This window comes from Rheinheimera texasensis, from assembly GCF_964031785.1.
GTDB lineage: Bacteria > Pseudomonadota > Gammaproteobacteria > Enterobacterales > Alteromonadaceae > Pararheinheimera > Pararheinheimera texasensis_A.
In genome coordinates, this window is record NZ_CAXIRE010000019.1 from 502,252 (window position 1) to 526,828 (window position 24,577).

General features: G+C 48.4%; 21 protein-coding genes and 1 pseudogene. 7 read left to right on the top strand and 15 right to left on the bottom strand.

The window, feature by feature from the left end; all coding sequences use genetic code 11:
• Nucleotides 1-47: 47 nt before the first annotated feature.
• Together ABNT34_RS10710 and ABNT34_RS10715 are read right to left on the bottom strand one after the other, a co-directional pair.
• Nucleotides 48-668, bottom strand: a complete 621-nt coding sequence (locus ABNT34_RS10710; RefSeq protein ID WP_348731445.1) for a class I SAM-dependent methyltransferase — start codon at nucleotides 666-668, stop codon at nucleotides 48-50.
• A gap of 653 nt (nucleotides 669-1,321) precedes the next feature.
• On the bottom strand, nucleotides 1,322-2,554 hold the full coding sequence (locus ABNT34_RS10715) for a hypothetical protein (RefSeq protein ID WP_296295361.1): 1,233 nt from the start codon (nucleotides 2,552-2,554) through the stop codon (nucleotides 1,322-1,324).
• A 284-nt stretch (nucleotides 2,555-2,838) separates the two neighbouring features.
• On the opposite strand from ABNT34_RS10715, the gene ABNT34_RS10720 reads away from it, so the two are divergent.
• Nucleotides 2,839-2,967 carry a hypothetical protein gene (locus ABNT34_RS10720; protein WP_348731448.1) on the top strand — a complete coding sequence of 43 codons (129 nt, stop codon included), beginning with the start codon at nucleotides 2,839-2,841 and terminating at the stop codon, nucleotides 2,965-2,967.
• Between the two features lie 907 nt (nucleotides 2,968-3,874).
• The gene (locus ABNT34_RS10725) at nucleotides 3,875-6,265 is read left to right on the top strand and encodes an AAA family ATPase (RefSeq protein WP_348731708.1); all 2,391 of its coding nucleotides are present in this window, start codon (nucleotides 3,875-3,877) and stop codon (nucleotides 6,263-6,265) included.
• Nucleotides 6,266-6,507: 242 nt separating this feature from the next.
• Here the strand turns inward: ABNT34_RS10725 and ABNT34_RS10730 are convergent, their stop codons facing one another.
• The 5 genes from ABNT34_RS10730 to ABNT34_RS10750 form a co-directional block, all read right to left on the bottom strand.
• Nucleotides 6,508-7,230 carry a phosphoribosyltransferase gene (locus ABNT34_RS10730; protein ID WP_348731449.1) on the bottom strand — a complete coding sequence of 241 codons (723 nt, stop codon included), beginning with the start codon at nucleotides 7,228-7,230 and terminating at the stop codon, nucleotides 6,508-6,510.
• 173 nt (nucleotides 7,231-7,403) lie between these two features.
• On the bottom strand, nucleotides 7,404-10,730 hold the full coding sequence (locus tag ABNT34_RS10735) for an AAA domain-containing protein (RefSeq protein ID WP_348731451.1): 3,327 nt from the start codon (nucleotides 10,728-10,730) through the stop codon (nucleotides 7,404-7,406).
• Nucleotides 10,723-11,388, bottom strand: a complete 666-nt coding sequence (locus ABNT34_RS10740) for a hypothetical protein (protein WP_348731453.1) — start codon at nucleotides 11,386-11,388, stop codon at nucleotides 10,723-10,725. Before ABNT34_RS10740 ends, ABNT34_RS10735 begins: the two co-directional genes overlap by 8 nt.
• A complete protein-coding gene (locus ABNT34_RS10745) occupies nucleotides 11,385-12,386 on the bottom strand; it encodes an ImmA/IrrE family metallo-endopeptidase (RefSeq protein WP_348731455.1) in 1,002 nt (333 codons plus the stop codon). The genes ABNT34_RS10740 and ABNT34_RS10745 overlap by 4 nt, the downstream gene beginning before the upstream one ends.
• Before the next feature lie 45 nt (nucleotides 12,387-12,431).
• A complete protein-coding gene (locus tag ABNT34_RS10750; RefSeq protein ID WP_348731457.1) occupies nucleotides 12,432-12,773 on the bottom strand; it encodes a hypothetical protein in 342 nt (113 codons plus the stop codon).
• A gap of 44 nt (nucleotides 12,774-12,817) precedes the next feature.
• Here ABNT34_RS10750 and ABNT34_RS10755 point away from each other — a divergent pair, with 44 nt between their 5' ends.
• Entirely contained in the window at nucleotides 12,818-13,588 is a 771-nt protein-coding gene (locus tag ABNT34_RS10755) for a hypothetical protein (RefSeq protein ID WP_348731459.1), read from the top strand.
• 30 nt (nucleotides 13,589-13,618) lie between these two features.
• On the opposite strand, the gene ABNT34_RS10760 is transcribed toward ABNT34_RS10755, so the two are convergent.
• Both ABNT34_RS10760 and ABNT34_RS10765 read right to left on the bottom strand, forming a co-directional pair.
• The gene (locus ABNT34_RS10760) at nucleotides 13,619-14,191 is read right to left on the bottom strand and encodes a hypothetical protein (RefSeq protein ID WP_348731461.1); all 573 of its coding nucleotides are present in this window, start codon (nucleotides 14,189-14,191) and stop codon (nucleotides 13,619-13,621) included.
• 2 nt (nucleotides 14,192-14,193) lie between these two features.
• On the bottom strand, nucleotides 14,194-15,030 hold the full coding sequence (locus ABNT34_RS10765) for a bis-aminopropyl spermidine synthase family protein (protein WP_348731463.1): 837 nt from the start codon (nucleotides 15,028-15,030) through the stop codon (nucleotides 14,194-14,196).
• A 150-nt stretch (nucleotides 15,031-15,180) separates the two neighbouring features.
• Here ABNT34_RS10765 and ABNT34_RS10770 point away from each other — a divergent pair, with 150 nt between their 5' ends.
• Nucleotides 15,181-16,083, top strand: a complete 903-nt coding sequence (locus ABNT34_RS10770) for a bacteriophage abortive infection AbiH family protein (protein ID WP_348731465.1) — start codon at nucleotides 15,181-15,183, stop codon at nucleotides 16,081-16,083.
• A gap of 29 nt (nucleotides 16,084-16,112) precedes the next feature.
• Here ABNT34_RS10770 and ABNT34_RS10775 read toward each other — a convergent pair whose 3' ends face one another.
• Both ABNT34_RS10775 and ABNT34_RS10780 read right to left on the bottom strand, forming a co-directional pair.
• Nucleotides 16,113-16,661 (bottom strand): recombinase family protein, encoded by a 549-nt coding sequence (locus tag ABNT34_RS10775; protein ID WP_348731467.1) that lies wholly within the window; start codon nucleotides 16,659-16,661, stop codon nucleotides 16,113-16,115.
• A gap of 150 nt (nucleotides 16,662-16,811) precedes the next feature.
• Nucleotides 16,812-17,366, bottom strand: a pseudogene (locus tag ABNT34_RS10780) (transposase family protein); the annotation flags it as partial.
• A 141-nt stretch (nucleotides 17,367-17,507) separates the two neighbouring features.
• Here ABNT34_RS10780 and ABNT34_RS10785 point away from each other — a divergent pair.
• The 3 genes from ABNT34_RS10785 to dmeF all read left to right on the top strand — a co-directional run bounded on the left by ABNT34_RS10785 (nucleotide 17,508) and on the right by dmeF (nucleotide 19,390).
• Nucleotides 17,508-17,777, top strand: coding sequence for a metal/formaldehyde-sensitive transcriptional repressor (locus ABNT34_RS10785; protein WP_348731469.1), 270 nt, complete (start codon nucleotides 17,508-17,510; stop codon nucleotides 17,775-17,777).
• 154 nt (nucleotides 17,778-17,931) lie between these two features.
• Entirely contained in the window at nucleotides 17,932-18,306 is a 375-nt protein-coding gene (locus tag ABNT34_RS10790) for a YkvA family protein (RefSeq protein WP_348731471.1), read from the top strand.
• Nucleotides 18,307-18,424: 118 nt separating this feature from the next.
• Nucleotides 18,425-19,390, top strand: coding sequence for a CDF family Co(II)/Ni(II) efflux transporter DmeF (dmeF, locus tag ABNT34_RS10795; RefSeq protein WP_348731473.1), 966 nt, complete (start codon nucleotides 18,425-18,427; stop codon nucleotides 19,388-19,390).
• Between the two features lie 283 nt (nucleotides 19,391-19,673).
• On the opposite strand, the gene ABNT34_RS10800 is transcribed toward dmeF, so the two are convergent.
• From ABNT34_RS10800 to ABNT34_RS10815, 4 genes are read right to left on the bottom strand one after another with little or no spacing between them, the layout of a single operon-like run.
• Complete coding sequence (locus tag ABNT34_RS10800) at nucleotides 19,674-20,018, bottom strand: DUF6488 family protein (protein WP_348731475.1); 345 nt, start codon at nucleotides 20,016-20,018, stop codon at nucleotides 19,674-19,676.
• Nucleotides 20,019-20,041: 23 nt separating this feature from the next.
• Nucleotides 20,042-20,644, bottom strand: coding sequence for a hypothetical protein (locus ABNT34_RS10805; protein ID WP_348731477.1), 603 nt, complete (start codon nucleotides 20,642-20,644; stop codon nucleotides 20,042-20,044).
• 9 nt (nucleotides 20,645-20,653) lie between these two features.
• Nucleotides 20,654-21,364, bottom strand: a complete 711-nt coding sequence (locus ABNT34_RS10810; protein ID WP_348731479.1) for a HupE/UreJ family protein — start codon at nucleotides 21,362-21,364, stop codon at nucleotides 20,654-20,656.
• A gap of 58 nt (nucleotides 21,365-21,422) precedes the next feature.
• Nucleotides 21,423-24,566 (bottom strand): CusA/CzcA family heavy metal efflux RND transporter, encoded by a 3,144-nt coding sequence (locus tag ABNT34_RS10815; protein ID WP_348731481.1) that lies wholly within the window; start codon nucleotides 24,564-24,566, stop codon nucleotides 21,423-21,425.
• Nucleotides 24,567-24,577: the final 11 nt, after the last annotated feature.

Genomic DNA, 24,577 nt, shown 5'->3' on the forward strand with positions numbered 1-24,577 from the left:
GGTAATCAGCTTCGCTTCGCGCTGCAGTTGCCGGCTATTTTGCTGGTTCAGCGCAACCTTTTACGAAAGCACATATACAAAAATGATTGCGGTTTCCCGGACGGCGTCTGATGCATTTCAAAGTCGGTTTCGAGTATTTCAAATTCAAGGCCGAATTCGGCAGCCAGGCTCTGAGCATCATACCGACAAACCGGCAGCCCACTGCAACGCTCTGGGCCATCAGTGGCAAATGTCGCGATGACAACCAGGCCACCCGGTTTTAGCGCTTTGTGTAATTGCGTCAGGTACGCCTGACGCTGAGCGGTGCTGATCATAAAATGAAACACCGCCCGGTCATGCCACACATCATAAGTATCAGCGGCAAGTTCAGTCTGCAGAATGTCGCCATGCAGCCAATGCACCCGCTGTGCTGCATCACCGAGGCGTTTTTTGGTGACTGCAAGGGCGGCTTCGGCCAGATCGGTCAGCGTTAACGCTTTCACGCCCGTCGCCAGCAAGGTGTCGGCCAGCACCGAAGCACCAGCGCCAATATCGATGACGTCACTTTGATTCAACTGACAGTATTTAGTGATCAACAAACCCGACCGCGTGGCCTGTTGCTGATACCAACTCACCGCATCTGCGGCATTGCGGCTATAGACCGCTTCCCAATGTGACTGATCTGACATTATCCGTCCCGGAGTTGCCTGACACGATGTTTTTTCCGTGCCAAAATCGCAGAAAAGTACTGGGCAGCACGTACTGGCTGCCACGTACAGGACACCACATTTCCCGCCGGCCATTCGCTGAGTTCATTGCGTTCATCAGGCGCAATGCCAATAGATGGCCGTTGCGAAATCCCTGCTCCGCCAAACCGTACTTTCTGTACGCACAAAAGCCCGGCGATTGCCGGGCTTTTGATTGGTCGTTCCTGACCGGGCAAATCCCTAGAAGGGTAGTACTAACCTTTCCGATAAATATAACGTTAGAAGCACCGTCAATACTGGGTTTTGGCCACTTTTGAGGGCTCACCTCACCAAAAGTATCACCTATCGGGCTTTAACACGGTTTTACGTTATAAATTGGCTCAACCGATTGTAGCCACACAACGAATACTTGTTAAGTGATTGGTTTGAAACAAAAAATTAAAATGTTATTTTTTTGTTTCAGCGGTCCAAATCGAGCCGTTTTTCATTATGACCTATTTTTACGCTCACGTGAGTTGTTCCAGTTAACTTTTACACTGAACGCCCTTGCTCCTTGCGAGTATACACTCACGCCTCCGAGCAACGAAAACGCAGCAAAAAACAAAACTTTTATTATGTTACATAGGTTTATTGGATCAGGTCTTGAATTCAATCCGTGGTTGAGTTGAATTGATCAGGCGGATGTCGTGAATAGATTCCCATTCATCCACGCCCGAAACCATCAGCCCTGATTCAATGTGTGCGATACCGAACAACGTCGTGCTGTCTGTGAAACAAACCTTATGTATTGGCTTGCTGTAGTGCTCCAGGTTATCGGCTACCGCTTCTTTTCCAATGATGCGAACGACTCCTGGCTTCACCTGCCCTGTATACCTTGATAAGCCAAACTCCCACGAAGGATCCCCACTAGGACTAACTTCCGTACTATCTTTATCCGGAGCGGTGTTGTCCATGGTGTAGTAAACTATGGCATTCCCATGAAATACATTTGCCATCATCTTCGAGAAGCCGACATACGTTATTACGCCACCACTTGTAGGTACCGAGAAATATGCCCCGGCAATATGCCGCCATATTAGAACCAGCTCGGAATATGCTTGCTTCACGTCCTGTGGTGTGGGTTGTGCATGTGGAAGCTGCGCTTTCGGAAACTTTGCATGCTGCAATTTGCAACGAACATCTTTGTATTGGGATCGAATGATGTAAGAGACAGGATCTTCTTTACCCGTTGGGGTCAATTGAGAGAGCGATGCTCTTGCATTGACTTCTGTCAGTGCACGATGTAACCAAGCACCTTCCTTTTCCGAGCTCTTATGTTTACAAATAGAGTTGAGTAGTGCTTCAAGAGCTAAAAAGAGATTCCGATAGGCGTCAAACAAGTCATTTGAGCATTGCGATAGACGGTAATATCGGAACGACTCATTCCAAACAGGCTCAGGAGGAGGCGCGGGGTATATCACTTTGCCGGATGCATCCGTTTGAGTAACCTTTAAACTGACTGCCATTGGGAAGTCGCACAATCCATAAACTGAAAGCACGGACTTTCCGTTGTCGCTATAAACACAAGCACTGGAACTCGCGGGGTCTACAAGACTTGCGGAGACAATTCCTTTTACTGCGAACACATCGAGCGCTTCCTGGATGGCAGCAAAACCACCAGATTGGGTATTGTTATATGATATCGAGTGCTTCGTGCGCGCTACGACGTCGTTTGAACCCGCTGCAAATTCGACATGCCAATTTTCATCCTGAGTATTGTAAATGTACGAGACCGGCGCCTTTTGCGACAACGTGTAGGAAATGCCACACTTGTAGAGGCCATCAAACTCGTCAGTGCCTGCAATGAATAAGCTTCCTATACGTGCCACGGCTTAACCTTATAGACTTAATACAAATGTAAAACGCATGCGAGTTCAGCGTCTCGGATCAGAACAAGCATACTGCAATTGGTTTCGTTTGCCACAGGAGTACTTTCTGAGTCCGCCCGAGAGTTGAGGTGTAGTGGCACGAACAAGCACAAACGCTGACCATCCAAATCAGAATTTGATCATGTTTTATACAAATCAAGCTGCTTTCAGCCATTGATATTCTGCAACAGAGTCAACATATCTCCATATGAGCAATTTGCTCTTAACATTGAAGGATATCTATCATGGCTCTAAAACCTGGCCCAAAACCAATTGCTGATTCAACAGGTAAACCAGATCAACGTCGACGTGACAACAAAAATACACCGGGGAATAACCCTGACTTAAAACCTAGCAAATCATCAAAAAAATAAGATGCGCTGCTGATAAAAGCTATCGTGAAGGTAGCTTTCCTCAATTGCTTCTGTGGCCCGTTTTAATGCTACAAGTCTACTAGTTGGCAGTTCTCCATGGAGCTGTTGGCTCAATGAATCGACCAAACGTTTTGATAACACATCGGGTCAGCCGCGGGTAGATAGTCGACTGCTTGAATTATGCTTCAGAGCGATGCAAAGAGTGGTACTTACTCATTCCACTTTTTGCCCGCTTGGTCATAATGGTTGCCATCGATGTTTTTGAAGTAAGTATTGCCATGATCATCCTCCCAATCGCCATCATGGAGAGGGTCAGATCTAGGGTGTGATTCATATACATGTCTGGGAAGTAGTGTAAGTACACACTCAAGCCTCCCAGCAACGAAAACGCCGCAAGAAAACAAAACTTTTATTATGTTACATGGGTTTATTGCAAGTCGGTCACCTTCAGGCTCACTTTTGGCGTCGCTACTGAATATGCAAGCAAACCATTTAAACCTCTTAAGGCTGCAAAATACCATAAGCGAGCCTATGGGGAACTCATGTTTATTGTGCCTTGAGAATGTTCTGATTGGTGATAAGGTAGTGAGTGTACAATTTATAGGGTCAAAGCCATCTTGCGCTGTAGAAGTGGACTGAAGAGCGTTATACAACGGAGGTAAAAGTGGCATCAGCAGAACACGATTATCAACATTTTATTCGATGGCTTCATCAGGAAGACAATGGAATAGCTGAGGATGTTCGCCGATTTGGACGGCTAGTCCTGGACAACTTTGAGAGTGTCAGCGCGACTAGCCGACATCGAAGTCAGCGTTCTGTACACTTAGTTGAGTTAGCGCGTCAGCACCTCACGGTAACGGATCCAAGCCTACCTCAGCTTGACGACACAGCAATGGGCGATGGATGGATGTGGCAGAACTTGTGCCACCTATCCCTTGGACCATTCCGAGGCTTTCGGAGTGCCGAGGACTTTGATCTTACACGACGCATCGTTTTGTTTTATGGCCCCAATGGCAGCGGCAAGACGAGTCTTTGCGAGGCGCTTGAGTTTGCCCTTCTCGGCGCTGTAGACGAGGGTGCACAAAAGCGTATTGATGCCGCCCAGTACCTACGCAACATCCATGAAGGTCGGTTTGTTCCACCTCGGCTGACTGCGTTGGATTCGCAAGGACAGAGAGTTACCGTACAAGCGGATGCCGATGCGTATCGGTTCTGCTTCATTGAGAAGAACCGTATTGACGCCTTCTCCAGGATAGCGGCTAAACCGGCAGGCCAAAAGACAGAGCTGATAGCAGCGCTATTCGGTATGGACGACTTCAATGATTTTGTAGGCCACTTTAATGAGTCCATTGATACGCAATTATCGCTTCAGCCTCTGCATGGCCCAGAGCTTGCGCGCAGACGCCAAGCTATCGCAAATGACACAGAGCTACTTACAGGTGAGGCTGCCGGTATTGCTGCATTTGATCAAGCTGAACAGACATACGCCGAGACTTTTCAACCCAGATTGACATATGTTCAGTTGCAGCAAAAGGTCGGTTCTGTCGAAGCTCCGGGTCGATTACAGGAATTGATAGAAATATTGAATCAACCTGCACCAGCCTTGTACGGTATCCGGGCGCAGGATCTACTTGCGTTATTTCACGAAGCTGATGAGGCTCAAAAGTTAGTCGAGGACCTGGCGGGTCAACTTGCACTGCAGCAGGATAGTGCCGCATACCAAGAACTTTATACTGCAGTTCTTGAACTACAGGCATTGTCTCCAGACCATTGTCCGGCTTGTGAAACTGCAATTGTTGGAGAACAGCATGTTCATGTCGATCCGTTTGCAAAAGCTGCCAATGGCCTGGAACAGCTCCGTGAACTGACCCAGCTCAAGCAGCGGCACCAAGTCGCAACTACTCAGAGGCAGATCGCAGCAGATGCTTTGCGCGCTTACTTCGCCAATTTTGCTCAACGTGTTGGAGCAACGGTCGATAGTGAATCTGAAGTTTTGCGCTATATTGCAAATCCGGGAGTTCAACATGGAATAGCATGGTGGAAGGCAGGATACGCACCTGTTGCTGGTGGGGTGTCACTGGCACAGCAGGCGGTCAATTACGCCCGTCAGTTGGAAAATGAGGATGTCGTTGCTCAGCAAAACCTTGCTCAGCGTGACCAACTGATTGCTGAACGTGATCGTCTTTCTGAAGCCCGCATCCAATTGGTTCAACATGCGACTCAACGTCAACAATTTATCGAAGCCACTGCAAGTGCTCGCCAACGCATCGAAACCTTTGAAACCCAGAACGCCGCACTGATTGCTGCGGTTGCTGAGGAACAGGAACGCATTGCTGCAGATACAAGGATTCAGATCGCCTACAATGAATTCTTGCGCCTACTGCGCCATTACCGCTCGGAGTTGCCGGGTACGTTGATGGCAGGCCTGAACAACTTAGCCATGGACCTATACAACGAATTTAACGTCCGTGATGCCATGGAGGACAAACTGGCTTCACTACATCTTCCTGTTACAGGGGAAGGTCGTATCGAGTTGAGCTTCCAAGGCGCCCCTCAAGTAAGGGTTGATGCATTACAGGTTCTCAGTGAAGGACACGTCAGGTGTTTGGGGCTGGCTATACTGTTAGCAAAAGCTTGTAACATTCAGGCTCCCACAGTGATCTTCGATGATGCGATTAATGCTATCGATCATGAGCATCGCCAGGGAATAAGAGAGGCTCTGTTCCAGAGCGAGCGCTTTGCCAATACGCAGATTATTGTGACCTGCCACAGTAATGAATTCATAAAAGACATACAGAACCATGTTGATAGAGCTGACTGGGTATCCTACACATTCCGGCATCACACTGGGAATCATCACCCACGGGTATTAAGGGATTTACCACCGCAAGCCTATCTTTTAAACGCCAGAGCCGCTGTTGATAGAGGAGATCATCGTGGCGCTTTACAGCCATGCAGACAGGCGTTAGAAATGCTAGCGAACAAAATCTGGAGATGGTTGGGGAAGAATGAGCTAAGCGTAATCAGCGTAAAGCTTGCAGGTGTGGGAGACCAACCCTCGCTGCGAAATTTGTGCGAAGGCCTCAGGGCAAAATTGAAAAAGTCACCAGCTTTCGAGCATGTGGATAAGCAACCATTAGTAGATGCATTGGATCAGATTCTCACAGATTCCGTGTGGCAGTATCTGAATAAAGGTACTCATGAAGAGCAAGACCGTGAAGACTTCGATGAGGGAGTGGTTCAGCAACTCGTTTCTTTAATGGAAAGAATGAATGAAATGAGGCTAAGTAACAGCTAAAAGTGGGATTGCTATAAATAAGGAGGGGACTCTTTCGAGTCCCCATAACGCATTTTACAACTGCTTAGTTGGAGAAGCTGCTGCCATCTCAAGCCATTAATTTGCTCCTTACGAGCTGACTTTGGCTAAGTGCTTGCGCAGGTCCACACCAGTAACCCAGTGCCTCATATTTAAAGACCAAGGGACGTATGCTTGGTCTGATGTGATCTTAGTAACTAACCGGTGTGTCGTCAACCATTATTTTATAACGAACTCAGTAGACACACGGCCATACTGCATTGCCCACCCGACGACAAAAGTAATGACTGAGCATGCCGTAATGTAGTCCCCGATGAAATTAGGTCATCAACAATTAGAACATTACCGTTAGGGATATGTGTGACCTGCGGATTTATGACCAGAGGTGCAAAATAGGGTCTTATTTTGACATCAATCTCTTTTAAGGTCACTGGAATCTGAGGCGACAACTTATTGTAAGTTGCAAGCTGACTCTTCACACCCTTCAAGTCCTTAGGTTTGACATTAGCCAAATTAAACGACCGAACGATATTTCCAACTGTATTTTTCATGAACAATTGAGGGACCAATTGGCAACCAGCTTTCCTTGCTATCCGTCTGGCAAGAATCACAGCTATTGGATGAGATGACGGCATAGGCACAACCGCTGTAAATTGGCTCCCTTGCAGAACGGAGTGAAGAATCGTATCAAAACTTGGTTTAAATTTACGTAGCTCATTGAGAGAAATGGAAAATCCGTTTATTGACTTGAGAGCATAAATAAATGGGTTACCATCCCGAGCAGAGTCGCCATCTTTTGTTCGTCTATATATACTTTGTATTTTCAAACCGTGGCTTGAGGATATTTTGGGATTTCTCCCTGGCGACGTCACCAGACGATATTCATGATTAGGGTTGAAGGTAACCACTTTTTGCCCTGATACATCTATACCCAAAATCAACTCCATTTTTAGATCAAGAATATATCATACTGAAAAGCAGCAAGTCATGAAATGGCCGCCGATATTGGCAGCGATGCCCGAATCAATTTCATGTAAAAAGTTTTATTTTATTACACCTTATTTTGAGCATATCCAAAATTAATTTAGCACTGCAGCATGGGGTTTCCTATTTCAACGGCTCAATTATACCTCACAACAGCCTCAACGAGCTCAGTAGATGGTTCCTGTGAAAAAGGTATTATTTCCTGCTCCGGTATCTGAACGGCCTGTAATGGCAGCAGATCCATAACGTCACAAAATAACGCCCGGTTCTCCCAGTCGTTCCTATCACCAATCACATAAAAGCGTCGCTTAGCTCGCGTCGCCGCGACGTTAAGGAGATTCGGTTCCGACACCGCCCAGTTACGGGCACCTGAACTTTCCGAGTTCCCGCCCAACACCATAATAACTACGGACGCTTCCTTTCCCTGCATGGTATGGATAGTACCGGAAATCATCTTGTCGGGGAGCAAACGCTTGAGGTTCTCCTGAACGGCTTTGAAAGGGGTGATGACCGAGATATCCTTTTCATGTACGCCATCCTGTTTAAGCAGCTCAAGCAGCTCTTCCAGAGCTTTGCCTTCGGCCGGCACCCAGTTGCCTTCTGACGTCCCGCTAGCCTGGATCCACCCTGATGGGAGGCTCGCTGGCGTTTCCTTGTCCGGGCGTGGAGCAAGAGTTCCATAGACCATAGCTCCGTCATAGGCGATACGGTTCGCTAACGTGTACATCGGTCTGTCGCAGCGGCGGTGTACAACCAGTGGTAAACCTACCCAGCATTTACTCTCTGCAGGTCCCGCCATACGCCCCCAACGGGTTGCTTCATCGGCCAATGTCTGTGCGGATTGTCGATTAGGAAGCCAGTGAGCATCAACCTGATAGCGCGTGCGCATGTGTTCGAGCGCGGCGTCGGAAACCGTGACAATAGGTTTGAGTTGCAGAGGGTCGCCTACCAACAAAGCACGCCGAGACCGCCACAACGCACCAATGGCTGCCTGAGGTGTTGCCTGCCCAGCCTCATCCACAAGCAGCCATCCGATATCACCCGCCTGTAATGAGCCAAATGAACGTGAGAACGAAGCGAAAGTACTACTCAACACCGGAACTACCATGAACAACGAAGCCCATGCCGAACGGATTGCCTCCCGGGAAAACCCCTTAAAGCTGGAGCCTGTCAACATGCCATTAATTAGAAACAAGTTGGAACGCATGCGGGCAGCTTCAAGCTCAAAGAATATCCGATGAAGTTTTAGTGCCTGAATGAAAACCTTGGCTCGTGCTTGGCGCCAGCCTTCAATCAACCAGGGTTCCGCCAATTCAATGTCATCACCCCGACCAATAGCACCACTTTCAAGCCAGGTAAGCAGGTGTTTGGCTTGGCTAGCCCTCGCTAAGTCAATCGCAGCTTTTGTTAGTACTTCGCACTGATTGCGCAACTGATCGAGTGCAGATCGTTTTTCGGCAATTTGTTTTTCCAAAATCTGCTGAGATGGGCTCAGCCGCTGAATGAGTCGTTCTATCCGCCCGAACTCAGATTTTGCAATATGATGCTGAGTTTCCAGTAGTATCAGCTCAGAATTCCATTTTCGCTGCACGCCCCACAAACTGAAAACATTCGTCCAAAATCCCGGTTTACATGCTTGATGCGCCTTCAGTGCAGACAAGCACTTTTGGAATGCCATTATGGCAGGACGCTGCTCTTCAGCATCCAATCGAGAGAGTTGATCGCATACATCAACCAGCTTTTTTTCGAGAAGACACAGTGCGTTAGATTGTTCCGCAATTTGTATTCTGACATCGTACAAGGCCGCTAGCATTTCGCGTATTCGACAGGCAGAGGCACTCCGCTTTTGAACATCAGCTTTTGCGGCTTCATAATCGTCGATGGCTTGCTGCCACAAGCCTTGCCGCTGTTCTGGTGAACGAGTTTTATTGATATCCGCGCATGCATTCAGCCACCCAAGAAACCCTTTTGTCAGAACGTCTTTGGATGACGATGCATCAGAGGACTTCACGCTTGCATCAACATTGTTCTCTATATTGGAAGGGGCAATACCCAACACGTTTGTGACGTCGCCATTTTCAACTCCCAATGAGGATTCATCGCCAGCTTCAGTGTCGGACTTCTTTTCGCTCCCTGAGGGACGCTGGCCATAAAAATAGCTTTGTACAAATTTGGTTCGATTCGACTTGCTCCCGAGAGCTCCCGATATCAATCCCCACGCGGGCTTCTCACTTACGAGTTCGCCTAACTCCGCAAAATACTCTGCCTCGGGCAACCAGCTCTCGTCGATCTTGTCGCGCTGGGGTAATTCAAGTGTGACATTTTCCACCGCGCCATTGTTGGAAGACGCTACGACGACCTCAAAACCATACAATGCAGGATTGAGCTTGAAGCAAGCTATTTGCTTACCAGCATTGTTGGCCACCTCGCGTCCGCCACCGTCAAAACCGTCGGATGCACGGCGAAGCTTGGATAAAGCATCAGCCCGACTAGTTACAATTGCGGCAATTAAGTCGCGAAGCAGGGTCGTTTTACCAGTGCCTGGTGGACCATTGATCCCTAACAACCCTTGGGAATCGCTGCGTGTGTCGAGGATTGTGTTGACTGCAAGTTGTTGGGAATGGACAAGCCCCAAGTGCCGCTCTGAGGGCCAACAGCCCAAAGCGTAAGCGTCAGGCATCAGGCGTTCAATTAACGATTGCGATTCGTTGTCATGATCTACATTCAAGCGCAGCTTGGGATCATGCAAGTGTAGATAGCGACTTAATGGGTCACTTTTCTCGCCGTTTCTGATGCTATCGGCGACCGCAGCAAGATCGCCAAGCAGGAAGCTATTGAGAGGATCGTCTTCTGACTCTGGTTTATTAGGGTTGACTGGCTGGGAGCGAAAACGAAACATCTTGCCGTCCATGTCCCCAAAGAAATCATCGATGCCGATGTATTGGAGAATCCAACGGTTCAGTTCACGCAACAACTCGCCGGATACCTGTCCATCGAGCAGCTCTTTTGCCCGATCGCTTATGGCTTTTTGATCGTCCTCGAATCCCCTCGTCCAGTCCTTACCAGTCAAGACTCGTCCCAGAAACCATGCTTCGCTGGAGAGGACGAAACTATCATCAACCAACCGACCCGCCATATTGAATTTCACAGCGAACAGAGCGGACTCTCGGTACTGTGGCTCACTATAGCCCTGTTCAGCCCCGAACACTGCATTAAGCTGTTCAGCAACACGACAGCTATCGTAGATATGAGCGAAAAGTGTGTGACTCCAGACACGATTATTGGGCAAGTGCTGCTTTGACAAAATACTTGCGGCTGACCATGGAGAGATAGGTTGCCCAATAGGGATATCGTGAAGAAAGGCTGCATAAGGACCGCTGCGTTTCGTCAATTTTGGAGCTGCTTGCGGCTGCAACAACTCTACAGCGTGCCAATAGCGGATAATACTTTCTTGCTCAGTCAACACTAATCCCTTGTAGTAACAACAGCCCATTAGCTGTTCGCCTCACGTCCCTAACGTAACTTTTAAGTCCTTCAGTGCAACTGTCGAGCGTTAGAGCTTGCGAACGGCATGAGAAGGATAACGACAGCGCCTTATCACATTCAGGAGCAGCACAAACGCACTCACGTATTGGGATGAACGCATCATTCGACTTCAACCAATACAAGAAAATTTGCTCAAGGCAAATCAGCTTTCCAGCCAGTCCTTGCAGTTTATTAGTATTGTGTAACGCCCCGATGGCTGAAATTGCTCTCTTATCGCCTGTCAGTAAATAATCCCAGGAACGATTCATGACTATTGCACACAGCTGACTTTCCCCAATATCCAATGGCAGATTCTGTTCATTTGCAGACGACTCAAAGCTCGCAGCAAGCTCCAGCTCTTCTTGAGTCGGCTCAATAATGGCCATTTGTGCTAACAGTTCATCAATGTTTTGTAAAACAACTTCTTTGGAGGGTGATGTGGACTTTTTGCCAACTATTTTCGGCAGAAGGTATCGTGCTACACCAAGGCAAGCCATATCCTGAATGCCGCATATGGGGTCAGACCTAAGCAAGCCGTGAAGACTGTATATACACAGCTTAAGCAATACATCGTTGTCTACTGCAGCACGGCTCAAGAACCACTCCCGAGAACCGCCATCAAATAAGCATTGTTGTCATCCGACAAGGCTTCACTATCCAACTGAGACATGGCAAGCGTATTGATAACCTGCCAGACAGGACGTCCTTGTTGATATACATACTTCATCGCTGAATTGACCACGGCCCACTCTCCCGTTGAATAGCCATAACTCATCAAAATAGCCCCTGGCTCAACAGCCCTTGATTGACTTGCCGTTAACGCCTTTTCAGCAAGTTCCTTTGCATTATCCCCATGACCTACTTTCAGCACCTCAAAGTCAGGATCGCCGGTCAATAATTCCAAGGCAAACCGATCTGCCTCTCGCTCTTCCTCGTCTTTTAAAAACATTTGTTGCTGATCCGTGTCATCGATATCGATAACAACACCTTCATCAGGTAAATGTCCAAGGATGATGTGCCCCAATTCATGCGCCAAGAAGAACGTAATGGAAGCTGGGTAACTCGCATCTTTAGCCAATAAAATTGCAGAACGCCCATTTGCGCCTACACACATTGCTGACATTCGCTTTGCAGCTAACGGAAATAGGCGAAGATGTACAACAGGGATACCAACACCCCACAGTAAACTCAATAAGTCAGGAAGCTGAATGAAGTTATATTCTGTGTTGGCTAAAAGAGCCTCTCGGATCGCTGCTGCTGAATATCCCCTCAAACTGCGGCTATCGGGCGTCGCTTGGAACAGCAGTTTGCTCAATGACACCCCAAACGAAGAAATCGCAGGAGATTCGTTCAGGGTATCTCCCGAAAACGATTTGAATTTGGCATTTTTGCTCCACATGAACTTAGGCTTATCCGATATTAATGACATCGGATCCAGTCCTAATTTACGAGCAAGTGAGAACTTCAATTCGGCTTGAGCTGACGGAGAGTGCTGGGCTTCATCACTCCACCATGTTGGCCAAGCAGCATTGATCACTGATTCCGATAAACCAGTCGATTTGGCAAGTGACTGCGTGTAACTTTTTTGGCTCAAAAGCCTCTCCCAGCAATATTCATAAACTATGGCATGTCAGCACATTCATCGCTGCTCAATCTTGTATGAACCTGTGGTCTTGATCAAGTTCATCAGTAGCTTCGCATGTGCATCAGTACCATCCCAAACAGAGGCAATAACCTGATGCAGCTCCAGCAACACATCATTTTGCGGTTTTGCGGAATTATCGACTAAAACTCCAAAATAATCACACAGCGATTCCGCTCGATGACTGTAGTTCTTTACACCATCCCGTAATGCACGACTGACAGCCCAATAGCTAACGCCGCTGTTCTTCGAGATAACAGCAGCACTCTCTTCAGACTCCCGTAATTTTTTTTCCAATATGGGTCGAATTAATACCCATCCATTTTTGTATTTTTGCATTTACCCTGATATCATAAACCGCAAATTCGCAAATGGAGTTTAAGGTGTTAAACTCAACATGTAAACAATCGCAAAGTGCAGGTCAGCCAACATTGCTACCAAATGTGTTCTGTTGGACAAAAATGGGAGCTGAGGCGGGGCAGGAACTTGACGTCATCATCAAGCGTAAAGAACTGGAGCGCATTGCAGGTGAAGGAGTGTTTGCTTGGGGTATAGGCAGCTCACTCGGTAAAGCGCCAACCATTGCAAGACAAACTTCCAATCATGAAGTTGAGGTGTTCTTTACCCCGATGAAAAGCGCTGCAAAAGAGATTGATGCCGCGCCATCCGAAGTGCTGATTTGGACAAGTTATTATGATGCTTCAGGAACGCTCAAAAACCTACCAAACCATATCGTAATTACAAGTCGTGGCGGTGTAGGTAAAAAGGCTCATTACGCTTTGATTTGTTACTCGGAGCACAGCCTGTTGGATCAACAAGTTGAGCTGGCATTTAGTGCCAAGCATGTTTGCAATTTCACCACAGGCAACCCTGTTGGCGCTTCACAAGTAACCTCATTGGTCAAAGTTGCAGAGCAGCCACAAACTACTGTGCCAGACTACAATGTGAAATTTCGCGCCAAATTCTATGCGGACGGATTTGTTAAACTGGCACACCCGGTCGTCATGACAACCGAAATGATGTTGATGTACTCTCGACTAAATAAAGCCGAAAGCACCGATACCTGGCTACAACTGGCTAAACTGATTCGAAAACAAGCGACAGAATCCGTCAACCATCGTGCTCCAACACATGCCCAATTAGCTCTGTGTTGAAACAAGTGATGTGCTGCTATATGCCGGTGGTCATTTCAGAAATACGGCGTAAGGCTTGGCCAGCTCAGCAACTAAACTAATCTGGATGACTGGCTCATCTGGTTCAGGAGGGATATCAACATCCCTTGAAAGCTCAAAACACCCTTTATCAACTTGTCCTCTGATGTAATCAGCACCTACCTTCCCTTGACTTGGCCCGAGCGCGATCACAGTTCTCCTCGGTGGCAAAATCAGTTCTTGTGCATACAACGAAGAAAGCACTAGTGCATAGTGAGAGCCTAAGGCGTTTATCTTTTCAGGAATGTCTTGCCAGCTCTTCCCATCAACTGAAAACTGTTGCGCTCTGGCAGGTGCAGCATTGTGTTTGGATTTCATTTTTTGCATGACTAAATGAATCGGCTGGCCTTTTAACGCAAACGCCTCTGCAAACGGTTGCACCATGGTCCTTGGGTGGCAAGTGTTACCTCCATACCCCCATAGAGCCATTCCAGTATCATCGATCTCTTTCTTTTTTCTTTTGATGATCTCTTCAAGGCTCTCTTGTGCATGTACTCCAACTTTCATGAACAATACACCCTGACCAGGCGACAACTCGATCCCCATACTTATCGGTCCTTCTCAATCAACTCAAAGCTATACTCGTCGTTATTTGCCTTACCATAATCAACACGATTTTTTTCCCTCACGTAGTGGATCGTGGGCGGTTGATTACTGCCATAGAAATTCGCCAATTTAGCTTCATCTGTGACTGGCAGAGATTCGCCTTCTCGGCCCAAAACTCCAGGAATGTTTCTTATGAAAAGATTGCAGGACTTCAGATCGGGAGCATCGTCCAAATGGTAGGAATGCAGCCTCGGGGTCATTTGCTGTACGAAAAAGCCATTGTTCAGAGCTGACATCTGAACTGACGCAAGCACTTGCTGTGGCCAACTGAGCGCTTCGTCATCTGCAATGACAATCACACCTTCGCCACGATATCCCACAGCTTCCATGCCACGCCCAACAAACACATTCACACTCTCACCGCCATTGCTGGCTCCCCATGGGGGATTTGTATAAAAGCAATCAAATTGACCACAAGCAGGAAATGGATCTATACAGTTGTACAAACGAGAATGCAGAAAATCAATCTGCTCGTTATCTGCAAATCTGCGGACCGCATTGCAGATCCGCTCATCGAAATCGAAAACTGTTATCTCGCTCGGGCCGTAATCGAGGATGCCACGGGCCTTCAAATAAGCAATACTGATACTTATAGCGTCGCCATCACCTATAAATGCAAGCTTTTTATCACGTGCCCAGTATGCAATTAGCTCGCTTTGTAAGACCATATCTCCAGTTTTCATGTAGATCTGGTCAAGCTCCCGGAGCGGTCGTGGCCGATTTTGCACAACATCAGAAATAGCGTTTATCGCAGCTTTCAGGTCAATTTCTCTTTCCATACAACCACCTTCAGTTCCCTGTATACAATACAACCACAATGAGGTTAAAAAATCACCCAAAAGTTGTTGTGCATATAAAAAAGGAACGAACTAAAACTGCTAAAGTGTTTGCCTCAAAAAAAATCGACATTTCTCAGGCTAAAAACGCTTATGAATCAAACCAAACTTTACATTATCGGCAACGGTTTTGACCTCTGGCACGGAATCCCGTCCAGCCTAGGAGACTTCAAGAAGTATGCAGCACAGATGGCTCAGGAAGTTTACCGAGAAGTCGAAGAATATCTGCCAGTGGATGAGAACTGGGGTGATTTGGAGCTTGCACTCGCTGAGCTGGACGCAGAGCAGCTAACAGAGAACTTAGGCCATTACATGACGTCGTACAGCAATGATGATTGGAGTGACTCAGGACACCATGACTTCCAGTATGAAGTAACAAATGTAGTGGAGAGACTTTCAACCAACCTCCACGCATTGTTCGCTGATTGGGTAAGGAAACTTCCGATACCAACACGGTATAATGCCCCCAAACTGCTGTCGCACGTGGATACGCAGGCGCTGTTTCTAACATTCAATTACACCGACACCCTGAGCAGCGTCTACGGCGTCAATCCAAGTCACATTTTGTTTATTCACGGCCGCGCTGCACAACCCAATGACGAACTGGTCTTGGGACATGCGTGGGACCCGCAGTCCCGCCAGTCTTTGAATGATCGTCCAGACATTGAAGAGGTCGATACCAGGCAGGTCGAGGCAAACAACATCATCGACGACTACTTCTCGTCCACGTTCAAAAATTCTGCAGACATCATAGCGAGATACAGCTCGTCATTTGACGCACTTACTTCAGTTGAAAAGGTCGTTGTGCTAGGGCATTCACTATCATCCGTCGATGCAGCGTATTTTCACGCATTACTTGAAGAGCCTGCGGTTGCCAATGCTCAGTGGCTAGTCGCCATACGAGCTGAAAAAGAGCGGGAAGAAAAGCAGCAGAGACTCGCTGAATATGGCCTTTGTTTAGACCGAACATCCTATATGTTCTGGGAGGATGCTTAGCCTTTCAGGCTACCGACTCAATCAAAACGCTACGTATTCCCAATAATTTTATACACTGTTGAACGGCCAATTTTTAGCTCTTTAGCAATCAGTGTCGGTGACTTTCCTTGAGCTTTCAGCTGCAACACCTTTGCCCGATCAATCTTTGGCTTCCGGCCAAACTTAACCCCACGGGCTTTCGCCTCCTGCCGCCCTTCATTTGTCCGTTCCAAAATACGATGTCGCTCTGCCTGGGCAACAGCTGACAGAATCGTGACAACCATTCTGCCCATTTCGCCTTCTGTGTTGATCCCGTCATCAATGAAACGAACAGATACCCCCATGTTGTCGAATTCCTTGATGAGGTTGATCATGTCTGCGGTGTCACGTCCCAACCGGTCGAGTTTTTTGACGATTACCAGGTCGCCTTTCTCCACCTTCATCAACAGCGTTTTTAATCCTGCACGATCGAGGTGACTGCCAGACTCCTTATCACTGAAGATCCGGTGTGGTTCAACACCATGCTCGGCTAAAGCCTTCAGTTGAATATCGAGGGATTGCTGACTAGTTGAAACGCGGGCATAGCCAAAAAGACGCATCAGGATGTCTCCTAAATCGAATAGTAGACAAAGTGTCTACTAACTACATGATTGACGATTTAATAGACAGTATAGGAGGGGAATTTTGAAGCGTCCACTAATTTATGAATTAATAGACAATTAATTGGGGAAGTGACTGATATTGATTGCAGTCACTACGTCCTGACGGCGGGTGGGCAGCAGGTCGAGCAGGGTTCGCTCCTGAATGTTGGTCAAGACGCTTGTTCAAGTACAGCTCGTCGATGCCCAGAATGCGGGGCATCTCGAAGCGGTGGCAGCGCCTCAGGAATTCGGCGCGGGCGTTGAAGTTGTCGCGCACCGCCTTCTCGTCCAGGCCGGTCTGGGCCGCCACGAAGGTGTAGGGGTGGTTGAAGGATTCCTTCTTCACGTATTCATGCAGCCGCAGCGTCATACGGAAGCCGTCCACCATTTCAGATAGCTGGGGCCTGAAGGTCGTCTTGCAGGCCCGGCAGGTGTACCGGCGCCGTGCCACCCAGAGGGTAACCCGCTTGCCGTGGATGGGCAGATCACGATAGGGAACGTCACGCTTGCCGAACCGCACGAACTTACCTTGAGCGCCGCATTCCTTGCAGGCGATGGGATCGGGCGCGTCTACACCTGGAAGTGCATTTCGTCGTCGGTGTATTTGCTGCCCAGCACCTGGTACTCAGGCAGGTGTAGGATGTTGTCGGGCATTTCGGTCATGCGGCACACTCCTTACGGCTGCCGAGTGTCACATTGGCGAGCTTCATCCACCTCTCCTCTCTTGCAAACAAGAATACTATCCCCTATCATAGGTTGATACTATACACCAGTATAGTTCAAGCTACTTAGAGGGAAAGCCGCATGCATACGATCAAAGACAAAGCGAAGCTATTAACCCGCGTTCGTCGTATTCAGGGGCAGGCAGCGGCATTGGAAAGGCAGCTCGACGAGGAAGGCGATTGCACGGCTGTTCTGCAACAGATTGCCGCGATTCGTGGGGCGGTGAATGGACTGATGGCAGCGATCATTGAGGGGCACTTGACTGATCACGTCGTCAGGGAACCCGAGTTGGAGCAGCGGCAACAAGACTTGGAAGCGGTATTGCAGGTAATCAAATCCTACCTCAAGTAGGTCATAGCGAAGCTTTTCACGTAGAAGCTGATAACAAATGAAAGGAAATAAAGAAGATACCAGCGCTCGGGGTTGGCTTGGCGGCTTTGCTGATGATGACAGGACGTTGGCCTTGATCTGCGTCGGGAACGAGTAGAGTTAGGAAGTGATCACTATGAAGACTAATCTTTCGAGTACCAAGCACTGGGCAAGAGCGATCAAACGAGACGTGCACGCAGTCTGGTTAGCCGCACGTGACCCGCGCACTCCATGGATTGCAAAAGCCCTGGCGCTGGTTGTGGCGGCTTACGCGGTCTCGCCCATCGATCTGATCCCTGACTTCATTCCCGTGCTTGGCTACTTGGATGACATCATCATTGTGCCGCTGGGAATCATGCTGGTCGTGAAGCTTATCCCTCCAGAGGTAATGAACGAGCTCCGAAAAACTGCCGCTAATGCAACCGAATATCCAGTAAGCCGTATGGCGGCAGGCGTATTTATCACCATCTGGATCCTCTCTGCTGCCCTCTTGGTCAGGTTGCTTGTGTGAATATGGTTAGCCGTCCCGAACTAAAGCATAGGGTGCTCGTGGTAGGGCTTCGTCATCAACCGTTCTCATTTCATTGGTCTTGCTGACCTTAATTTTTATTAACTAGGAGTAGTTTAGAATGCATGGTCACAGACTCGAAGAATGGCAACACAATCATGTTTTTGGTCAAGATCTTAAAAAATCCGGTGAAATGCGCTCACTGATCGTCGTCGCTCTAACTGTCGTTATGATGGCGTGGGAAATTCTGGCCGGCCTCCTATACGGTTCGATGGCCCTCTTGGCCGATGGCCTTCACATGGGATCTCATGCTGTGGCTCTATGTATTGCAGCCTTCGCCTATGCATACGCTCGCCGCAATGCAGGCAATACACAATTCTCATTTGGCACTGGTAAGGTCAATGCGCTAGGCGGTTTCACTGGCGCGGTCCTACTGGCAGGTTTCGCCCTGTATATGGTGATCGAAAGTATTGACCGATTTATCCACCCGGTCGACATTTCGTTCAATGGAGCTATTTTTGTCGCCGTCATCGGCTTGATCGTCAATGGAGTATCGGCATGGATACTAGGTGGGGAAGACCACGACCACGGCGACGCCCATGGGCATGAGCATGAGCATGAGCATCATGACCATAACCGTCGAGCGGCCTACTTCCACGTACTCGCCGATGCCTTAACCTCGGTGTTGGCGATTGCTGCCTTGCTGGCCGGAAAGTATGCAGGCTGGAACTGGATGGATCCGATCATGGGGATCGTCGGTGCGTTACTCATCACTCGCTGGTCATGGCATCTATTGAAAGACACCTCTCGCGTGCTGCTTGATCAACAGTGCAGCGACTTGGAGCACGACGTCAGGCAATCCATCGAGAATGACGATGCACGAATCAGCGATCTGCACCTCTGGGCCATTGGTCCAAATATTCACGCCGCCATTGTCTCGATCGTTTCGCATGCTCCCGAGTCGCCAGCCTTCTATAAGCAGCGTATTCAGGCTCAGTGTCCGACCTTGGTACACATTACAGTCGAGCCACAGCGCTGTCGCACTGGTCCGGAGAATACTGACTCCAGTATAAGATTAGCCGATTGAGCGGGCTGGGCCGAAATAGTCGGTTTTGGTACGGGCGAGAAAGTAGCTATGCATTTAGCTTGGTCTCGCACTCTCTCCAAGCCATGTAATTGCCATTGTCTATAAACGTTCCAGGCTTTGTAGGCACCTTAATGGCCTGAGTGAGATATCAACCAAGAAATCCGATGAAGTGGGGAGTTGTTACCTCCCCATGATGCCCAGAGATCAACCAGATATTCCGGATACCCAATAAAATGAGAGGCGAACTAGTAAGTCAGCCTCTCTTCCAGATCGCTTGTGCTACTTACAGTTTTTCGCTGTGCTCAGCTGATAAAACATTTCCGACTTCATCGAGCACGATATAAAGCTTCTGTTTGTTCGTGTCTTTTTCTTCGCCATTCAGGTAGCTGACCACCCAGACGGTATCGCCGTGATGCGATTTTTTCGGGCTGACGTCTGTGGATTTTGCAGTTTTCCAGCTATCACCAAGTTTTTTACCGACAACTAGTTTTTCCAGTACCTGATGTGCTTTTGCCGAGGCTTCAGCGTGGTCAATAGGTTCTACATCCGCATGGTTACTGTGCGCCAGCACTTGTTGTGATGCCAGAGTCAGGCCAAAACCAAGAATTAAAGCAGTGAGTTTTTTCATCTTCATTGTCTCTTTATGGAGGGTTAAGGTTTATAAAAATCGGCAAAAAAGCCATGGATTGTGACGGTCACAGTGACAGGCTCGGTACCTTTGTTTTTCCAGTACCAGCCATGGGTGCCCTCAAATGGAGCGACAAAACTGCCACTACCAGCGCTTTGCGCGCGTTCCAGCCAGTAACTGGTGTATTCATCGGCTTTCGCATTCACTTCTTCGCCATGCATATCTACCAATAGAGGTTGTGCTTGCGATGTCCAGCTGAACACTATCGTCTGACCTTTTAGCATTTTGGCTTTGAGCTCTGCACCTTTGCCAGGCGCTAAAGTTAACTCCATGGTTTTACTTTTCAGCTCAGTCTTTTGTTTGCTGACCGGGCTAACACCAGCACCGGCAAGCAGATTGCCTTCGGTCGCTTGCTCGGGTTGCACTTCTTGTACATCAGCTTCAGTATTGCCTGCTTCGGCAATTATTGTCAGACCTGTTAGTTTACCGATACCTGTTGGATCGATGCCGTATTCGGCTGGCAGAATAAAGCTGACAGTGAGTACCGCAGCAACCATAGCTGCCAAAGCAGTCGCTTTAAACAATGATCTTTTACTTGGTGTGTTTTTTTCAATCAATGAGTTCATAACAGTTCCTTATACAACCACAAACAGGCCAGTTAACTGATAAAAAAAGAAAACAAAACCAGCGCCCATCAGCACTTGATTTGAACGAAAAGCATGACGATGAAATGAAGGGCTCAAACGCCAGAAATTCATCAGGATTAAAATAAGCCCCAGTGCCAGCAATTGCCCCAATTCAACACCGATGTTAAAGGCCAGCATGTTGCCAACCAACCCATCTGGATCCAGAGCAAAATCCTGCACTTTACTGGCAAGGCCAAAACCATGGATAAGGCCAAATAAAGCCACCATTAATTTTGGATCCGGCCTTTTGCCAAACCAGCTGTCAAACGCCTGCATGTTATCCAGCGCTTTGTACACAATTGACAGGCCAATCAGTGCATCAACCAGATACGGATTGACGTGAAAACCACTCAACACACCGCCAAGCAGCGTCACGCTGTGACCAACAGCAAACAAAGTCACATACACTGCGATATCTTTCATCCGGTATAAAAAGAAGATCACGCCAGCCAAAAATAGCAGGTGGTCGTAGCCGGTGACCATGTGTTTCGCCCCCAGGTAAATAAACGGTAACAGCTGTACACCTTTGGCTTGCTCAATAAAAGCCTGATCTCCAGCCGCCACGCCGTGAGCGTAGGCAGAAGTGGCAAATATACCAAGCCACAAAATGCCTAAAAGCCACAACGTTCTGTTCTTGAAAGTTGAAATTCTAAAACACATGTTGTTTTCCTTGTAAAAACCCCTGCCATTGCAAGGGCTTATTGTTCAAATCAGTTGCTTAACTATGCGCCAGTTGGTTTGTGTTCTTGCGACCGTGCACCAGACGATATAGCGCCGGTAAGATCACGAGTGTTAGTAACGTCGAAGTCAAAATGCCACCAATGACTACGGTCGCCAATGGTCGTTGAATTTCAGCACCGGTTCCGGTGTTGATCGCCATCGGCACAAAACCAAGACTAGCCACCAACGCGGTCATCAGCACAGGTCGTAACCGCTGTACGGCACCTTGCTCAATGGCCGTCAGCAGCGACATGCCTTGCTCGCGCAATTGCTTAATCATCGCCATCATCACCACGCCGTTTAATACGGCAATACCAGATAACGCGATAAACCCCACCGCAGCGGAAATCGACAACGGCATATCACGCAGCAGCAAAGCGGCGATACCGCCGGTTAGCGCCAGCGGCACACCGCTGAATACAATGAAGGCATCTTTGGCGGAATTGAGCGCACTGAACAACAAACCAAAAATCAACAAGAGTGTCAGCGGCACCAGCCATTGCAACCGGTTGCTGGCAGATTGCAACTGCTCAAAGGTGCCGCCATAACCAAGCCAATAACCGGTCGGCAATGTAAGTTCGGCATTAAGTGCATTTTGTGCGTCCAGGATAAAACTGCCTAAATCCCTTTCGGCCACGTTCGCAGTTACCACTACGTTGCGTTTGCCACTTTCGCGGTTGATTTGATTGGGGCCAGTCAGTTGCACCAGTTCAGCGACTTCGCCAAGAGGAACGTAGGTCATTTCATTAAACGAATCGGTCGGCAGTGCCACCGGCAGACGTGCCAACGCAGCCAAGTCGGTACGCTGCGATTCTTTCAGCCGCATGACCAGTGGGAACCGTTTGTCGCCCTCAAAAATCAGCCCCAGTTGCTGGCCACCCACAGCGGTTTGTACTGTTTGCTGAATGGTCGCGACATCAATTCCTAATAGCGCCAGATGGTCACGCTCCGGCTCTACCGATAACAATGGCAAGCCGGTTGCCTGCTCCATACGCACATCCACGGCACCAGGCACTTGCGACAGAATAGTCGCAGCTTTGTCGCCAAGCGTATTCAGCACTTCCAAATCATCACCATAAATACGGACGGCAACATCAGTGCGCACTCCAGCAATTAACTCGTTAAAACGCATTTCGATAGGCTGGGTGAACTCATATTTATTGCCAGGTACCGACGCCACTTTTTGCCGCAACTGTTCGACAAACTCAGCTTTGGACATCGATGGATCCGGCCACTGCGTTTGTGGTTTGATGATGAGAAAGGTGTCTGCGACACTCGGTGGCATCGGGTCTGTAGCGATTTCAGCAGTGCCAATTTTTGAAAACACCCGTTCTACCTGAGGCAAAGTGGCTATTTCTTTTTCCAAAAGACTTTGCATCCGTATCGATTGCTCAAGACCAGTCCCCGGCACCCGCAAAGCATGGAGCGCCACATCGCCTTCATCAAGTTGTGGCATAAACTCGCTACCCATCTTTGTTGCCTGATAAGCACTTAAGCCCACCAGTGAAAACGCAATGACGACCGCAAGGGCGGCATAACGTAAACCCAATTGCAGTACCCGTTGATAACCCGATTTCAACACACGCATCAGGCGGGTGTCCTGTTCTGAAACCTTCCCCCTGACCATTAAGGCAATAGCCGCTGGTACAAAGGTAACCGCCAGAATTAAAGCGCCAAGCAAAGCAGCGATGACTGTAAAAGCCATGGGGTGGAACATTTTGCCTTCGACCCCTGAGAGCGCAAAAATTGGCATAAACACCAGCATGATGATAAGCACACCAAATACTGCCGGCGTAAACACTTCACGAGTCGCCTGATAGACAACTTCAAGTCGCTCAGTCGTGGACAGTAAACGCTGATGGTGATGTTGTGCCATGCCTAAACGTCGCAGGCAATTTTCCACAACAATCACAGCGCCATCGACCATCAAACCAAAGTCAATTGCTCCAAGACTCATCAGGTTGCCACTAACTCGGTTCATCGCCATGCCGCTGATGGCAAACAGCATACTAAGTGGAATGACCAGCGCCGTAATAAAAGCCGCGCGCAAATTGCCCAAAAATACAAACAACACCACGATAACCAGCACAGCGCCTTCAAACAGATTTTTTTGCACGGTTTCAATGGTTTTGTCTACCAAAGTGCTGCGGTTATAGACTGCAGTAGCCTGCACACCGTCCGGTAAAGTTTGGTTAATTTGAGCCAACCGTTCACTCACCCGTTTGGCTACGGTTCTGCTGTTTTCGCCAACCAGCATAAATACTGTACCTAGCACCGTTTCTTCGCCGTTTTGCAACGACGCACCGGTACGCAACTCTTTACCAATAAAAACATCCGCAACATCGCTTAACCGCACAGGCGCATCGTCACGCTTGGCAACTACCAGGCTGGCGATATCCTCAAGACCACTGAGCTGGCCTGGCGAGCGCACTAACCACTGTGCACCAAAACGTTCGATATAACCCGCGCCGACATTACTATTATTGCGGCTTAATGCACTGGCAAGGTCGTCCATGGTCAGCTTAAATGCAAGTAACTTGCCGGGGTTTGGTGCCACCTGATACTGGCGCACATAACCGCCGATCGAGTTCACTTCTGTCACACCAGATACCTTCACCAGCTGAGGTTTGATAGTAAAATCCTGTAGCGTGCGCAAGTCTTCTGCGTTATAAGGCGTGCCATCATCCTTGCGTGCATCCGCGCTGGCGCTCACGGTGTACATAAAAATTTCACCAAGTCCGGTCGCAATAGGGCCCAATGATGCATTTGCATCAAGTGGCAATTGCGCCCGCACGCCTTGCAGGCGCTCACTCACCAGTTGTCTTGCCCAAAAAATGTCAGTGCCATCTTTGAATACCACGGTGACTTGCGATATTGCATAACGTGATACTGAGCGGGTGTATTCGAGCTTAGGTAAACCTGCCATGGCGTTTTCAATCAGCAAAGTTAAACGCTGCTCAGTTTCCAGCGGTGAATAGCCCGGTGCTTCAGTGTTAATTTGTACCTGAACATTGGTGATATCCGGTACGGCATCCATCGGCAGTCGCTGTGCGTTCCAAATACCCGCAGCCGCCATTAACAGTGTCAGTCCTATCACCAGATATCGCCTGGATAGGGCTAATTTCAGAATAAAATCAATCATGACGGCAACTC

What these genes read in the sequence shown, in the direction of transcription:
- ABNT34_RS10710 (WP_348731445.1), bottom strand. Translation starts at nt 668, where the DNA reads ATGTCAGATCAGTCACATTGGGAAGCGGTCTATAGCCGCAATGCCGCA.
- ABNT34_RS10720 (WP_348731448.1), top strand. Translation starts at nt 2,839, where the DNA reads ATGGCTCTAAAACCTGGCCCAAAACCAATTGCTGATTCAACAGGTAAA.
- ABNT34_RS10725 (WP_348731708.1), top strand. Translation starts at nt 3,875, where the DNA reads ATGTGGCAGAACTTGTGCCACCTATCCCTTGGACCATTCCGAGGCTTT.
- ABNT34_RS10730 (WP_348731449.1), bottom strand. Translation starts at nt 7,230, where the DNA reads ATGGAGTTGATTTTGGGTATAGATGTATCAGGGCAAAAAGTGGTTACC.
- ABNT34_RS10750 (WP_348731457.1), bottom strand. Translation starts at nt 12,773, where the DNA reads ATGCAAAAATACAAAAATGGATGGGTATTAATTCGACCCATATTGGAA.
- ABNT34_RS10760 (WP_348731461.1), bottom strand. Translation starts at nt 14,191, where the DNA reads ATGGGGATCGAGTTGTCGCCTGGTCAGGGTGTATTGTTCATGAAAGTT.
- ABNT34_RS10765 (WP_348731463.1), bottom strand. Translation starts at nt 15,030, where the DNA reads ATGGAAAGAGAAATTGACCTGAAAGCTGCGATAAACGCTATTTCTGAT.
- ABNT34_RS10770 (WP_348731465.1), top strand. Translation starts at nt 15,181, where the DNA reads ATGAATCAAACCAAACTTTACATTATCGGCAACGGTTTTGACCTCTGG.
- ABNT34_RS10775 (WP_348731467.1), bottom strand. Translation starts at nt 16,661, where the DNA reads ATGCGTCTTTTTGGCTATGCCCGCGTTTCAACTAGTCAGCAATCCCTC.
- ABNT34_RS10785 (WP_348731469.1), top strand. Translation starts at nt 17,508, where the DNA reads ATGCATACGATCAAAGACAAAGCGAAGCTATTAACCCGCGTTCGTCGT.
- ABNT34_RS10790 (WP_348731471.1), top strand. Translation starts at nt 17,932, where the DNA reads ATGAAGACTAATCTTTCGAGTACCAAGCACTGGGCAAGAGCGATCAAA.
- dmeF (WP_348731473.1), top strand. Translation starts at nt 18,425, where the DNA reads ATGCATGGTCACAGACTCGAAGAATGGCAACACAATCATGTTTTTGGT.
- ABNT34_RS10800 (WP_348731475.1), bottom strand. Translation starts at nt 20,018, where the DNA reads ATGAAAAAACTCACTGCTTTAATTCTTGGTTTTGGCCTGACTCTGGCA.
- ABNT34_RS10805 (WP_348731477.1), bottom strand. Translation starts at nt 20,644, where the DNA reads ATGAACTCATTGATTGAAAAAAACACACCAAGTAAAAGATCATTGTTT.
- ABNT34_RS10810 (WP_348731479.1), bottom strand. Translation starts at nt 21,364, where the DNA reads ATGTGTTTTAGAATTTCAACTTTCAAGAACAGAACGTTGTGGCTTTTA.
- ABNT34_RS10815 (WP_348731481.1), bottom strand. Translation starts at nt 24,566, where the DNA reads ATGATTGATTTTATTCTGAAATTAGCCCTATCCAGGCGATATCTGGTG.